This is a genomic window from Kribbella qitaiheensis, from assembly GCF_042657745.1.
Classification (GTDB): domain Bacteria; phylum Actinomycetota; class Actinomycetes; order Propionibacteriales; family Kribbellaceae; genus Kribbella; species Kribbella qitaiheensis.
On the sequence record NZ_JBHSKE010000048.1, the window covers coordinates 1 to 13,591 of the forward strand.

The following is a 13,591-nucleotide window of genomic DNA, read 5'->3' on the forward strand; positions in this document are numbered from 1 at the left end:
GGGCACACCGCACCCAAACCACCGCCGCTTGACACCCTTAACACCTGGGGTGTCTGTCGTTGCGTACGTCGCCGGCCCGATCCCAGCGATTGCCAAGCCCACACGGGATGGTGGTGTGCTTCACCCGGCGAGGGAGGTACTGCGCCTGGTGTTACTTGGTGTCGAAGGTGTAGATGGTGGTGGAGGTGAAGGTCTGGCCGGGGCGGAGGACTGTGGAGGGGAAGTTCGGCTGGTTGGGGGAGTCGGGGAAGTGCTGGGTCTCGAAGGCGAAGGCGTCGCCCTGGCGGTAGGACTTGTCGCCGATGCCCTGGAAGGTGCCGTCGAGGAAGTTGCCGCTGTAGAACTGGGCGCCCGGCTGGGTCGTGTGGACTGTCACAGTGCGGCCGCCCTCCGGTTCCCAGAAGCGGGCGGCGAAGCGCATCCCGTCGTGGTCGGGCTTGCCGAGGACGAAGTTGTGGTCGTACCCACGCCCGATCACCAGTTGGGGGTGGTCGTCCCTGATCCGCTTGCCGATGGCGGTCGGCTTGTTGAAGTCGAACGGCGTCCCGGCGACCGGGGCGATCTCGCCGGTCGGGATCAGGCCCGCGTCGACCGGCGTGTACGACAGGGCGTTCAGTTGCAGGACGTGTCCGTCGATCGAGCCGCTGCCCTCGCCCGCGAGGTTGAAGTAGACGTGGTTCGTCAGGTTGAGCACGGTCGCCTTGCCGGCCACGGTGGCCAGGTAGTCGATCCGCAGGTTGTCGTCCTTGTCGAGCGTGTACGTGACGGTGCTGGTCAGTTCGCCCGGGAAGCCCATCTCGCCGTCAGGGCTGACGTAGGTGAAGGCCACCCCGACCGCGTCGGAGGACTTCACCACCTTCGCCTTCCAGACCTTCTTGTCGAAGCCGATCGTGCCGCCGTGCAGGGCGTTCTCGCCGTCGTTGATCGGGATCTGGTAGGTCTGGCCGTCGAGGGTGAACCGGCCCTTGGCGATCCGGTTGCCGTAGCGGCCGACGGTGGCACCGAAGTACGGGCTGAGGGCCGCGTAGTCGGGCAGGTTGTCGAAGCCGAGGCTGATGTTCTCGCTGTGGCCGCGCCGGTCCGGCGTCTCGACCCGCTGGATGGTGGCGCCCCAGGTGAGCATCGAGATGGTGACCCGGCCGTTGGTGAACGTGTAGACGTCCACTCGCTCGCCTTCGGGGGTGGTGCCGAACGGATCCTTGCGGATCTCGAGCCGGCCGTGACCGCGCGGTGAACCCATGGCCGCGACCCTATCCGGCGTACCGGCGGCTTCCGCGCCGGTCTGCAGCGCACCCGCGGCACCATAGGCACGCCTGTCCAGTGTTTGGAATAGTTGGGGTGGTAACGGTGCGAATTCGTCCCGTGACTCGACCTCTCTGCGGCGGCCGCTTCGGAGGCTGACCAGATCCGTCCGGTCCGGGGCGCGATCGAGCCTTATCCCCGGCCGGGCTGACGCCTCACGATGAGACGCATGACCCAGACAGCCTTGATCGTCATCGACGTCCAGGAATCCTTCCGTGCCCGCCCGAACTGGAGCGTGGTGAACCACCCCGACATCGCCGACAGGGTGAATCTCCTGGTCGACGCCGCCAGAGCCAAGGGCGACCTGGTCGTCTGGGTGCTGCACACCGAGCCCGGCACCGGTGGTGCCTTCGACCCCGCCATGGGCCACGTCCGGCTGATCGAGGGGCTCGAGCCGATCGCCGGCGAACCGGTGATCACGAAGACCTCCCACAACGCTTTCACCACGACGAATCTCCAGCAATTGCTCACCCAGCACGGCATCCGGGAGGTCGTCATCAGCGGCATCCGGACCGAGCAGTGCTGCGAGACGACCACCCGGGTCGCGTCGGACTTGGGCTACGAAGTTGTGTTCGTCACCGAGGCCACCGCGACTACTCCGCTGCCGCACTGGACGATGCCTGCCGATGCCTCGCTCGAGGAGATCCTGGCTGATCCTCGGACGCTGAGCCCTGAGGTGATCGTGGAGCGCACCGAGTATGTGCTGGCCGGCCGGTTCGCCACCATCCGGACACTGGACGAATTGGCCGGACTGCCCGTGCCATCCTGAGCGGATCATGTCTGACCGGATCATGCCCACCAAGGTCGTGTTCTTCCTGGTGCCCAAACTGCAGCTGCTCGACCTGGCCGGTCCGGCCCAGGCCTTCTCGACCGCGAACGACCTCGGTTACGGGTACGACCTGTACTACGTGGGCGAGGCCGAGGAGATCACCACCGCGCAGGGCGTCCCGATCCGGGCGAGCCTGGAGTGGCCCTCGCTCGGCCCGGCCGACCTGATCGTCGTACCGGGGTGGCGGTCGCCTCGGTTGTCGCCGAACACCCCGATCGCCGCGATGACGAAGCAGCGCCTGCGTGCTCATCACGCGGCGGGCGGTTCGGTCGCGAGCGTGTGCTCCGGGGCCGACGCCCTCGGGGCGTCCGGGCTGCTGGACGGCCGGAAGTACACCACTCACCACGACCTGACCGACGAACTCGCCGCGCGGTACCCGAGGGGCAACATCGTCCGCGACGTCCTGTACGTCGTGGACGAGCGGGTGATCACCTCGGCCGGGATCGCGAGCGGGATCGACCTCGCGCTGCACCTGATCGCGGTCGCCCGGGGTGCCGAGGCCGCCGCCCGGGTGGCGCGCGAGATGGTCGTCTACGCGCGGCGCAACGGCGACGAATTGCAGGACAGCGCGATGCTCCGCCACCGCGGCCACCTGAGCGATCTCGCGCACCGGGTCCAGGACGTGATCGACAGCCGGTACGCCGAGCAGTTGAGGTTGTCCGACCTGGCCAGGGGAGCCGGGGTGAGCGAGCGCACCCTGACCCGGATCTTCACCACCGCAACGGGTCTCACCCCACTGCGCTACCAGCAACTCCTCCGGCTGGAACGCGCCGAACACCTGATCGGCCACGGCGCCACCGTCGAGGCGTCAGCCCGCGCGGTCGGCTTCGAGGACGCCCGCATGCTCCGCCGCCTTCGCTCCCGCCCAGCCGCCGCCAGCTGACCCGTACTCCGGTACGCCGTACCGCGCCCGGCTGGTCCGATACCGCGGAGGGGTAGACCTAGCACCCCCAAGTGACGGGGCTTTGCACTCCTGAGATCCGTCGTCGTTCACGCCAGGCTCATACACGAGCGGGCACAGTGCCCGGCGGGGCCGGCGAGAGGTAGAACCAGGATGAGCAGGGGATCGGTGACGGTGCGCGTCGCGCGCTGGAGTGCTACCCACCCATGGCGGGCGATCGGCCTCTGGCTGTTGCTCGTCGTCGTCGCGGTCGGGATGTCGGCCGTGATTCCGAAACAGCAGACCAAGGCGGACGACACCTGGATCGGGCAGTCCGGCGTCGCGTCGGAACTGATCCGGCAGGCGAACCTCGAGGACAGGCCGAGCGAGACCGTCCTCCTCACCGACAGTGGTGCCCCGCTGGACAAGGCGGCCGCCACCACGGCGCTGAACCAGCTCCGCCAGAAGATGACCGCGATCGACTCGGTGGACGGAGTCGGGCAGCCGGTCTGGGCCGAGAACGGCAAGGCCGCGTTGCTGCCGATCCAGCTGAAGGGGTCCGCGGACGATGCCGCCGACAACGTCGACAAGCTGGTCGCCGCGACTGCCGAAGTGCAGAAGGCCAACCCGTCGCTGCAGATCGAGGAGACCGGTAGCGCGTCGCTGGACGCCGGCATCTGGAAGCAGGTCGGGTCCGACCTGGCCCGGGCCGAGAAGCTCAGCCTGCCGATCACCTTCGCACTGATGTTGCTTGCCTTCGGCGCCTTGATCGCGGCCGGAATCCCTGTCCTGCTGGCGTTCTCGGCCGTCGGCGCGGCTCTCGGCTTCTACGCGCCGCTGTCCTACCTGTTCCCCGACGGCGGTTCGGTCGCGAACGTCGTACTGCTGATCGGTATGGCGGTCGGCGTCGACTACTCGTTGTTCTACCTGAAGCGTGAGCGCGAGGAACGCAGGCGCGGTCACGGCACGGTGGACGCCGTCGAGATCGCAGCGGCGACTTCGGGACACTCGGTGGTTGTCTCCGGCCTGGCGGTCATCGTCTCGATGGCGGGCCTGTACGTCGCGCAGGACCCGGTGTTCTCCTCGATGGCAACGGCAACGATCGTCGTCGTGGCGGTCGCGGTGCTCGGCTCGCTGACCGTGCTGCCGGCGCTGCTGGCGAAGCTGGGTCACCGGGTGGACCGCCCGCGCGTTCCGCTGCTGTGGCGGCTGAACCGGCGGATCGGTCCGGGCGGCATCAGCCGCAAGATCCTTGCCCCGGTACTGCGCTTCCCCAAGGTCGCGTTGCTTCTCTCCGCCATCGCGGTGGTTGCGCTCGCAGTACCGGCGCTCGGGATGAAGACGGAGCCGGGCGGTTTGAACACGCTTCCGCAGACCATCCCCGAGGTCAAGACGATGACGGCGCTGCAGCAGAACTTCCCGTCCGAGGGAATGTCCTACGATGTGGTTGCCAAGGGCAAAGATGCACCGGACGGCCTGGCGACACTGCAGCGGTCCGCGGTGGACAGCGGCGAGTTCGTGGTGACGCCCGGCCAGGAGATCCGCAAGAGCGGCGAGACCGCGGTACTGACGCTCGTCTCGGTGCGTCCCGACACCAGCGAGGACGCGCGGGCGGCGTTGGAGCGGTTGCGGAACGACCTGGTCCCGACAGCGTTGAGCGGTACGACGTGGGCGGTCGGCGGCGAGACGGCTGCAGGGGTCGACTATGGGGAGCACCAGCGCAACCAGCTGCCCTACGTGATCGCGTTCGTGCTCACCCTGACGCTGGTGATGATGGTGTTCACCTTCCGGAGCGTGGCGATCGCGTTGGTGACAACTCTGCTGAACCTGGCTTCGGTGGCTGCCTGCTTCGGGGCGCTGTCGCTGGTCTTCCAGCACACCTGGGCCGAAGGGCTGCTGGACTTCACCTCGCCCGGGTTCGTGGTGTCGTGGATCCCGGTCTTCCTGTTCGTGATCCTGGTTGGGTTGTCGATGGACTACCACGTGTTCGTGCTGGGCCGGATCCGCGAGGGCGTGCAGGAGGGGTTGTCCCCGCAGGAGGCGGTCCGCAAGGGCATCACCGAGTCGGCCGGAGTGGTGACGAGCGCGGCGGCCGTGATGGTGTCGGTCTTCGCCGTCTTCGCCACGCTGGGGATGATCGAGATGAAGCAGATGGGAGTCGGCCTGGCGGTCGCCGTACTGATCGACGCGACGCTGGTCCGGATCGTGATGCTGCCGTCGATCATGGTTCTGCTGGGCCGCAAGGCCTGGTGGCCGAACAAGCTCTCCAAGGAGCCGGCCGCGCCCGAGCTCCGGGAGCCGGAGCTGGTCTCGGTCTAGAACCGCTCGAACAGCGCGGGGCGGTGGGTTCGCCAAGTTGGCACCCACCGCCCCGCCTTGCTGTTACTTCAGTTTGTACGCCGCGGTCAGCTTGGTGATCGCGCCGCTCAGGTCACCGCTGAGCGCCAGGTGCTCGGCGTCGGAGGTGAGCTTCGAGGTGGCCTCGTCGAGGTTCTGGCCGATCTGGTCCTGGGCGATCCAGCGTGCCGCCGAGACCACAGCGTCGTCATCGGCGAACGAGTCCACCTTGGCCCGCTGCAGGTACTTGCCGGCTTGACCGAGAGCGGTCAGCGCGGTGGTTGCCTGCGGCCCCGACCAGTCCTTCTCATGCAGAGCGAGGTCGATGTAGATGACCGCGGCCAGCACGTCCGGGGACAGGAAGCCCTTGCGCAGCAGCTCCTTCTTCGCGTCGGTCAGCTTCTGCCGAGCCGCCGCCTGAGTGGTCAGACCCCAGCCATACGGGTACTGCGGGTCGTAGGACGCGTCGCCGACGTTGATCGGCTGCTGCGCCTCCGACTTCGCCCAGGTGACGGGCAGCCGGCCGCTGAACGAGCGCTTGCCGAACAGCACATCCGCGACACCGGCGCCTTCGGTACCCGGCAGCCAGGAGGCCACCAGGGCGTCGATCTCGCCGAGCTGGTCGGCGATCACCTGCGGACACCCCGACACCACCAGCACGACACACTTCATCGCCGCGCAGACCTTCGTCACGGCCGCCTTGTCCGCGTCGCTCAGAGCCAGGTCGTGACCGTTGCCGACGTCACCGATGCCTTCGGCGTAAGGCCGCTCGCCGACCACCACGACACCGACGTCGTGTCCGTCCAGCGGCGCCGAGGCGTCCTGGCTGAACGTTGCCGTCGGCACCACCTGCTTGATCCCGTCGAGGATCGTCGTACCGGTCGTGGTGTTGCCGGAGGCGCCTTGCCAGGTAATGCTCCAGCCGCCCATCTGGTTGCCCAGGTCGTTCGCGTTGCTGCCGGCCACGTAGACCTTGGCGGTCGATGCCAGCGGCAACACGTTGTCCTGGTTCTTCAGCAGTACCTGCGACTTGGCCGCCGCCTCCCGCGCGACCGCCCGGTGCGCCGCCGAACCGATCGAGCTCAGCTTGCTGGTGTCGGCGTACGGGTGCTCGAACAGGCCGAGCTTGAACTTCTGGGTCAGGATCCGGCTGACCGCGTCGTCCACCCGGGCCTGCGTCACCCGGCCGGCGGTGACCTCGTCGGTCAGCCCCTGGGTGAAGGCCTGGTAGTTGGTCGGCACCATGATCATGTCGAGCCCGGCGTTGATCGACGTACGGATGTCACTCGGGTAGTCGCCCGGTAGCTGGTCGATCGCCTGCCAGTCACTGATCACGAACCCGTCGAAGCCCATCCGCTGCTTCAGCACGCCGTTGATCAGGGCCGCATCGCCGTGCATCTTCACGGGCCCTTGGTCGTCGCCGATGATGTCGACGCTCGAGTACGACGGCATCACCGTTCCGACGCCAAGGTCGACCGAGGTCTTGAACGGATCGAGGTGGATCGCCTCGAGCTGCTGCGGGGTCACCTCGGTCACGCCCTGGTCGATCTTGTACGAGCCTGTCGTCGACGACCCGTACGTCGTACCGCCGTCGCCGACGAAGTGCTTCGCGGTCGCGAGCACGTGGTTGTTCTGGTCCAGCTGGCTGCCGTCGGCCTTGCCCTGCATGCCGGTGATCACCGTGGCCATCGCCTTCACCAGGGCCGGGTCCTCGCTGAAGCCCTCGTACGCACGGCCCCAGCGGTCGTCGCGCACCACGCAGACGCAGGGCGCGAAGTCCCACGGGATGCCGGTGGCGCGAACCTCGGTCGCGGTCAGCTCGCCCGCTCGGCGGGACAGCTCCGGGTCGCGGGTGGCGCCCATGCCGATGTTGTGCGGCAGGAGCGTCGCGCCGATCACGTTGTTGTGCCCGTGCACCGCGTCGACGCCGTAGATCAGCGGCACCTGCAGCCGGGTCGCCTGGGCGTTCAGCTGGAAGCCGTCGATCATCGCCGCCCACGCGGCCGGTGTGTTCGGCGTCGGCACCGAACCACCGCCGGACAGCAACGACCCGAGCGCGTACGTCGCGATGTCGGTCTTCGAGCGCAGCGCGTTCCGCTCCGCCTGGGTCATCTGGCCGACCTTCTCCGCCAGCGTCATCCGGCCGAGCAGATCCTTGACCCTGGTCTTCACCGGGAGCTTGCTGTTCAGGTACGGCAGGTCGTGGGCGTTGATGACGACCTGCGGAGTGGCTGCTGGTGGCTTCGCGCCGGTCACGGTGAGCTCCAGCGGGATCGTCTCGGCGACCTCCGCGGACTTGTCTTTCTTGGTGACCACCTTGACGAGCTGGGACGTGCCGGACGCAGTACCGGCTGGGAAGGTGAAGGCGCCGGAGACCGGGAGGTAGTCCGTGGCCCCGGCTGTGCCCGTTCCCGTGCGGTACTCGACCGTGACTGGCTCCTCCAGCGGAGTACTGCCGGTGGTGGCGACGGTGAGCTTGACCTGCGCGGTGTCGCCCTCCTTGACCGGGTAGACGCCGGCGTCGGTGACCACGCTCGCCTTGAGCGCCGGGTCGGCCTTGCCGAAGATCTCGACCTGGTCGATCGCGAACTCGCCGGGAGTCCCGACCGGCATGGTGAAGGCGTAGCCCCACATCTGGGTCAGGTTCAGCACCTGGTCGATGCCGCCGACCGGCTGGTAGTCACCGCGGTAGACGAGCTCGCTGAACGGGATCTCGACCTGGTGCCAGCCCTGCCAGTCGTCGGTGAAACTCGTGTTCCAGAGCTCGGACGCCTCGGCGTTCGCGCCGCCGTCCTTGATCTCGAAGAAGATCCGCTTGCCCGAGCCCGGAGGCAGCGGCGCGGTGTTCTGGCCGTACCACCAGAACCGGATCCCCTTGTACGCCGACCAGTCGCCGGGGTTCTGGTCGAACGTCACGTCGTGGCTGAACCCGCCGTACCCGCTGATGTTGTACGTGCCGTGCAGCACCTTCTCGCCGACGGGCGCATCGGCCCGCGCCTGCAGTTCCATCGTCGGCGGGTCGTCCGCGTCACTGCCCCAGCCGAAGATGCCGGCGTTCGGCGGCGAGGCGAACGGCTCCGCCCCCTCGAACGCGGCCAGCACGGTCGGCACCGGATCGTCCGCCGCCGCCTGGGAAGCGACCCCGAGGGGCAGCAACCCGGTCAGCAGCGCGGCGGCGGTGACCAGCGCGGTACGACGTTTCGGTCGCATCCGGCGACGAACTGGTCCGGGACGATCTGAGCTGGGGACGGCAGGCCACCTGGGCATGGGCGACTCCTCGAGGGGATGCTGCGCGAGCCTCACGCACGCGTCGGCCCCGACTCTCAGCCCTCCCCGCCCGCAAATCAATACCCCACCGGTTCCGGAACTAGAGCGCTCTCACCCCGCAGCTTCTACGGACAGGTCCGGGTGATCGTCCGGGCGGCATCGCGATCGGCAGTGGTGATAGGAAGCGCGTACTTGTGGGCGACCTGGAGGTAGCGAAGGACGTAGGTACAGCGGTAGGTGCGGTTGAGGGGGAGCCACTCGCCGGGCCCTTCGTCGCTCTTGGAGGCATTCGCCGGTCCGTCCACGGCGATCAGGTTGGCGGCCTGGTCGTTGGCGAAGTCGGTACGGCGTTGCTGGGTCCACCGCGAGGCGCCCATGTCCCACGCTCGGGCAAGCGCGTAGACGTGGTCGATCTGGACCTGCGTTGCTTTGGCCTTGCGGAACTCGATCCGCTTCCCGGTGTACGGTTCGGCGGTGAGCGTGCCGGAGATGACGACGCACTTGGAGCGCTCGCGGTACTGGATCCCGGTCAACTGCGCGGCGAGCACGTCGTTGCGGGTATCGCAGCCGTTGTGACCACCACGCCCGGCGTGGTCGTCGCTCCAGGTCTGCCCGAACTGTTCCCGCTTGTACCCCGCCACGTCGGGCCTCGCGCCAAGGACGCGGACTTGCCGAAGCTCAGCAGAGATCAGCTTGCCTGTACCAGTAGCTGGAGCGGTCGCAGCCGGGGTAGATCGAGGCCGAGGAGTCGACCCAGCAGGATCAGCCCCGGCCGGATAGGTACATCCGGAAGCCGAAACACCAAGCACGACCAGGACAGCAAGCAAGGGGCGGATCACGAGAGCGAAACGTACCCGTCCACCGCCAACACAACCGCACGACTCGTCGGTTGTTGTTCGGCGGGATCTTGGGGACGCCTACCCCGGAGTACGACCTGGTCCAGCACCTCGGGGCGCATGAAGGGGCGTGGAGGCGAGGGGGTGTGGTGGAAGCGGACCAGCTCGGCGCTGTCGATGGTGACCTGGCCGAGCGGGGTACTGCGGCGCTTTTCCACCCAGTCGATGAGCGGCTGAGGGTCTGGGATGGCGGTGGTGAAGTGGAGGAGGTTCAGGTACCAGATGTCGCGGCGGCCGTGGGGTTGTTCGAACCAGGCGTCCGGGCCGAGCTCGAAAGCCAGCCGGTCCAGGAACAGATCGGCCTGGTCGTCCAGGGCGACAGCACACGCCATCACCGATCCCGCGGTCAGGGTGACCCCGGTGACCTCGATCTGAGCCGGTCCGCTCTGCGCGGCGGCTCGGTGCATGGCTGACTGGTAGCGCTGGATCACCGGCTCCGTGCACTCCACCTCCGACCGGTAGGTCTCCAGCGCCCGGACCGTGAGATGGGACGACCCCGCCTGACCGGTCTGCCAGTGGTCCGGGCCAGCCAGGGCCGCTGCTTCCGCGGTGATCTCGTCGAGGCGGCGGATGAGGTCGGTGTCCGCGGGCGGTCGCAGTACGACGCTGACCGGCCAGCGGCCGCCTTCCACGGGTGGCGAGTCGCGCTGGTGCCGCCCGGCGGATATGAGCGGTACTGCGGCGTCGAACAGCTGGTCGAACTTGGTCGGCTGGATGGTCGTTCCCCTCTCCGGTGACAGCGGGTACGACGCCGTCCCGGCGTGGCTGGTTCGGAGTGGGCGGGTAACGGTGGTGGGGTGTGCAGCGATGGGGGTTGTGGGGGGAATGCCGACGACGCCCACAGTGCCGTCTCCCCGTCGGCCGATGCCCGTCGGTCCTCCGGAATGCGTAAGGCTTGGAGGAACTGTGAGAAAGCTGTCCTACCTGCTCACGAGTGTTGTGCTGATAGTCCCGGTGCTGGTCACCACCGCGGTCCCAACCGCGTCGGCCGGGCCCACCGCGGCCGCCGCACCGTCTGCCCCGTCCAAGATCCCCACTCTGCTGCGTGACAGCGCCAACCTGGCGGCCGCGGCAGCCAAGGCGAAGACCAGCGAGGCCAACCCGAAAGCTCGTTCGCTCGGCATCGACAACAGCGGCCGGATCGGCGTCCAGTTGTACGCCGCTGCGCCGGTGACCGCGCAGCAGGAGGCCACCCTCACCTCGCTCGGGGTGTCGGTGCTGAAGAACACCGCCGACTTTAAGCCGGTACCAGGTGCCGACATGCCGACGACCGGCCTCGTGTCGACCACGGTCCCGTACGACAAGCTCGACGCGGTCGCGGCACTCGGCTGGGTGACCGCCCTTCGACCGTCGCTGCGGCCGGCCGTGGACGTAGGTCCCATCACCGCCGAGGGAGTCCAGCTGCACAAGGCCGATGCCGCGCAGGCTCGCGGTCTGACCGGACGCGGGCAGAAGATCGGCGCCATCTCGGGTGACGTCGACCACCTCGCCGAGTCCGTCGCCCAGGGCGAGCTGCCCGCCAACGTCCAGGTACTGCGCCAGGCGGAGTACGTCGATGACGAGGGCACCGCGATGCTCGAGATCATCCACGACATGGCGCCCCAGGCGAAGCTCGCCTACGCCAGCACCCGGGACACCACGGCGGAGTACGTCGAGGCGTTCCATGAGCTGGCCGCCGCGGGCGTCACGATGATCGCCGAGGACATCGCGCTGGATGACGACCCCGTGTTCCAACAGGGCATCGGCGCCGCCACCGCCGAAGGGCTCGCCAAGCACGGCATCTGGGTCAGCTCGTCGGCCGGGAACCTCGGTAACCGGCACGCACCTCGGGTCACCGCGACGGGGACCGGCAGTGGGCCGGACGGTGCCGTCGGGCCCTTCACCGGCTGCCCGAACGCGCCGGACAACGTGGTGAAGCTGCGCGGCGCGGACACGACGTACGACCTCAACCTGCTGCCGGGTGCGGCGATCCTGCCGACACTGCAGTGGAGCGAGCCGCGGGCAGTCTTCCCGACCGCGGGCCAGGGCGGATTCACCGACCTCAACCTGTACCTGGTGGACGCCACCGGGACCCGGTGCCTCGCATTCAGCAACGCTGTCCAGGCGGACGGCATGGGCGACACCATCGAGCAGTTCATCTACCAGAACACCACCGGGGTGGCGCAAGCCGCCAAGCTCGTCGTCGACGTCCAGGGCACCTCGTCGGCCCGGAAGGCGCCGATCCTCGACCTGCGGTGGCGCGCGCTGTCGGCCGGCGTACAGACGATCGACCCGCCGGAACGCGCCGGGTCGATGAACCCGGACTCGAACTACCTGGGCTTCGCGACCAGCGCCGGCGCGGTCAACGCCAGCCTGTCCGTCGACCCGAAGACGATCGCGCTCGAGCCGTTCAGCGCGGCCGGACCGACCCAGATCGTCACGAGCACCCGCTGTCCGGGCGGTAAGCCCGGTCCGTGCAAGGGCGTCTCGGGCCCGCTGTCGCGGAGCTTCCCAGCGCCGTACTGGGTCGCGGCTGACGGGGTCTCGATCAGTGGCGTCGGTCCGTTCGGATCCGGCACCTGCCCGACCGCAGTACAGGGCCAGTGCCGCTTCTTCGGTACGTCGGCGTCGGCGCCCACCGCCGCCGGTGTAGCCGCCCTCACCAGGCAGGAGTTCGGCGGCCGCATCCACCCGGTCGCCCTGAACGCGATCCTCGCGGCCCGATCCGTCGACCGCCCCGGAGCTGCCTTCGGCGCCGGCGTCCTCAGCGCCCGCTGATCCCGAGGTGAGTGCTCGCTCATTCGTGGATTCCGGTGGTCGGCAACCGATTTCCGCCGTACCGGATCCACGAATGAGTGATTGCTCACCGCGAAGGTGTCGGCGCGGTATGGCGTGGGTGGGGTGGATTAAGAAGGTGGAGTGGGGGAATTGAGAAGGGATTCAGTGGGTGGGGTGCTGGACCGGTTCAGGGGGCGGCCGGTTGGATGGGGGGTATGACTACACGCTTTGGTTTGTTCGTGCCGCAGGGCTGGAAGATGGACCTCGCCGGGTTCAGTGACCCCGTCGAGCAGTGGGAGGCGATGACGGACGTCGCCAAGAAGGCGGACGAGGGGTCCTGGGACTCGATCTGGTTGTTCGACCACTTCCACACCGTGCCGGAGCCGAGCACGGAGAGCACCTTCGAGTGCTGGACCACCACCGCGGCGCTGGCGCGGGACACCAAGCGGGTGAACATCGGCCAGATGGTCGGCTGCAACGGCTACCGCAACCCCGCGCTGTACGCCAAGATCGCCTCCACCGTCGACGTGGCCAGCCACGGCCGCCTGTACGCCGGGATCGGCGCCGGGTGGTACGAGCACGAGTGGAAGGCCTACGGCTACGAGTGGCCGGAACTGAAGGACCGGATGGGCGCGTTCCGCGAGGCCACCGAGATCATCTACAAGATGTGGACCGAGGACGAGCCGGTCTTCAAGGGCAAGTACTACTCGATCGACAAGCCGATCAACGAGCCGAAGGGTGTCCGCAAGCCGCACCCGAGCCTGTGGATCGGCGGCGGCGGCCCGAACGTCACGCTGAAGCTGGTCGCCAAGTACGGCGACGCGGCGAACATCGGCGGCGGCAACCCCGAGGTGATCAAGGAGAAGGCGGCCATCCTCAAGGGCCACTGCGAGACGATCGGGCGCGACTACGACGAGATCATCAAGTCGACCGGGATCAACGCGTTCCCGATCGACAAGGGTGACGACCCGAAGAAGGCGACCGCGAAGGCGCTCGGCCCGATGAACTGGGAGAAGTTCAGCAACGACAACCTGATCGGCACCGAGGACGAGATCGCGGACAAGGTGGAGGCCGCGCTCGAGGCCGGCGCCGACTACGTCATCTTCTACGTCCCCGGCGTCGCCTACGACCTCGACCTGGTCACCCGGGTCGAGCAGGTCGCCAAGCGCTTCGCCTGACCCTCGGTGAGAACCTGTTGCCCTGACCCGGCTGATCCGGGTCGGGGCAACGGTGCTGTTCGCGGGTCGTGACTGGAACCGGTCATGGCGGGTGTCCGCCAGCGGGATCGGTGGACCGTGGCCGGAGGCAACTGCCAGTGTCGGC

At 68.2% G+C, this 13,591-nt stretch carries 9 protein-coding genes; 5 read left to right on the forward strand and 4 right to left on the reverse strand.

Features of this window, described 5'->3' with window-relative positions:
- Positions 1-151: 151 nt before the first annotated feature.
- The gene (locus tag ACFPJ1_RS28890) at positions 152-1,240 is read right to left on the reverse strand and encodes an aldose epimerase family protein (protein WP_380108676.1); all 1,089 of its coding nucleotides are present in this window, start codon (positions 1,238-1,240) and stop codon (positions 152-154) included.
- A 231-nt stretch (positions 1,241-1,471) separates the two neighbouring features.
- On the opposite strand from ACFPJ1_RS28890, the gene ACFPJ1_RS28895 reads away from it, so the two are divergent.
- The 3 genes from ACFPJ1_RS28895 (at position 1,472) to ACFPJ1_RS28905 (ending at position 5,330) form a co-directional block, all read left to right on the forward strand.
- Complete coding sequence (locus ACFPJ1_RS28895; protein WP_380108678.1) at positions 1,472-2,071, forward strand: cysteine hydrolase family protein; 600 nt, start codon at positions 1,472-1,474, stop codon at positions 2,069-2,071.
- A gap of 7 nt (positions 2,072-2,078) precedes the next feature.
- On the forward strand, positions 2,079-3,014 hold the full coding sequence (locus ACFPJ1_RS28900; protein WP_380108681.1) for a GlxA family transcriptional regulator: 936 nt from the start codon (positions 2,079-2,081) through the stop codon (positions 3,012-3,014).
- 171 nt (positions 3,015-3,185) lie between these two features.
- Positions 3,186-5,330, forward strand: coding sequence for an MMPL family transporter (locus ACFPJ1_RS28905; RefSeq protein WP_380108683.1), 2,145 nt, complete (start codon positions 3,186-3,188; stop codon positions 5,328-5,330).
- Positions 5,331-5,393: 63 nt separating this feature from the next.
- Here ACFPJ1_RS28905 and ACFPJ1_RS28910 read toward each other — a convergent pair whose 3' ends face one another.
- The 3 genes from ACFPJ1_RS28910 to ACFPJ1_RS28920 form a co-directional block, all read right to left on the reverse strand.
- A complete protein-coding gene (locus tag ACFPJ1_RS28910) occupies positions 5,394-8,558 on the reverse strand; it encodes a glycoside hydrolase family 3 N-terminal domain-containing protein (RefSeq protein ID WP_380108685.1) in 3,165 nt (1,054 codons plus the stop codon).
- Between the two features lie 182 nt (positions 8,559-8,740).
- Positions 8,741-9,256, reverse strand: a complete 516-nt coding sequence (locus ACFPJ1_RS28915) for an HNH endonuclease family protein (RefSeq protein ID WP_380108687.1) — start codon at positions 9,254-9,256, stop codon at positions 8,741-8,743.
- A gap of 194 nt (positions 9,257-9,450) precedes the next feature.
- Positions 9,451-10,353 carry a hypothetical protein gene (locus tag ACFPJ1_RS28920; RefSeq protein WP_380108689.1) on the reverse strand — a complete coding sequence of 301 codons (903 nt, stop codon included), beginning with the start codon at positions 10,351-10,353 and terminating at the stop codon, positions 9,451-9,453.
- Positions 10,354-10,417: 64 nt separating this feature from the next.
- Here ACFPJ1_RS28920 and ACFPJ1_RS28925 point away from each other — a divergent pair, with 64 nt between their 5' ends.
- On the forward strand, positions 10,418-12,268 hold the full coding sequence (locus tag ACFPJ1_RS28925; RefSeq protein WP_380108690.1) for a S8/S53 family peptidase: 1,851 nt from the start codon (positions 10,418-10,420) through the stop codon (positions 12,266-12,268).
- Between the two features lie 215 nt (positions 12,269-12,483).
- Positions 12,484-13,446, forward strand: a complete 963-nt coding sequence (locus ACFPJ1_RS28930) for an LLM class F420-dependent oxidoreductase (protein ID WP_132189706.1) — start codon at positions 12,484-12,486, stop codon at positions 13,444-13,446.
- The last annotated feature ends 145 nt before the right edge of the window (positions 13,447-13,591 follow it).

What these genes read in the sequence shown, in the direction of transcription:
- ACFPJ1_RS28890 (WP_380108676.1), bottom strand. Translation starts at nt 1,240, where the DNA reads ATGGGTTCACCGCGCGGTCACGGCCGGCTCGAGATCCGCAAGGATCCG.
- ACFPJ1_RS28895 (WP_380108678.1), top strand. Translation starts at nt 1,472, where the DNA reads ATGACCCAGACAGCCTTGATCGTCATCGACGTCCAGGAATCCTTCCGT.
- ACFPJ1_RS28900 (WP_380108681.1), top strand. Translation starts at nt 2,079, where the DNA reads ATGTCTGACCGGATCATGCCCACCAAGGTCGTGTTCTTCCTGGTGCCC.
- ACFPJ1_RS28905 (WP_380108683.1), top strand. Translation starts at nt 3,186, where the DNA reads ATGAGCAGGGGATCGGTGACGGTGCGCGTCGCGCGCTGGAGTGCTACC.
- ACFPJ1_RS28910 (WP_380108685.1), bottom strand. Translation starts at nt 8,558, where the DNA reads ATGCGACCGAAACGTCGTACCGCGCTGGTCACCGCCGCCGCGCTGCTG.
- ACFPJ1_RS28930 (WP_132189706.1), top strand. Translation starts at nt 12,484, where the DNA reads ATGACTACACGCTTTGGTTTGTTCGTGCCGCAGGGCTGGAAGATGGAC.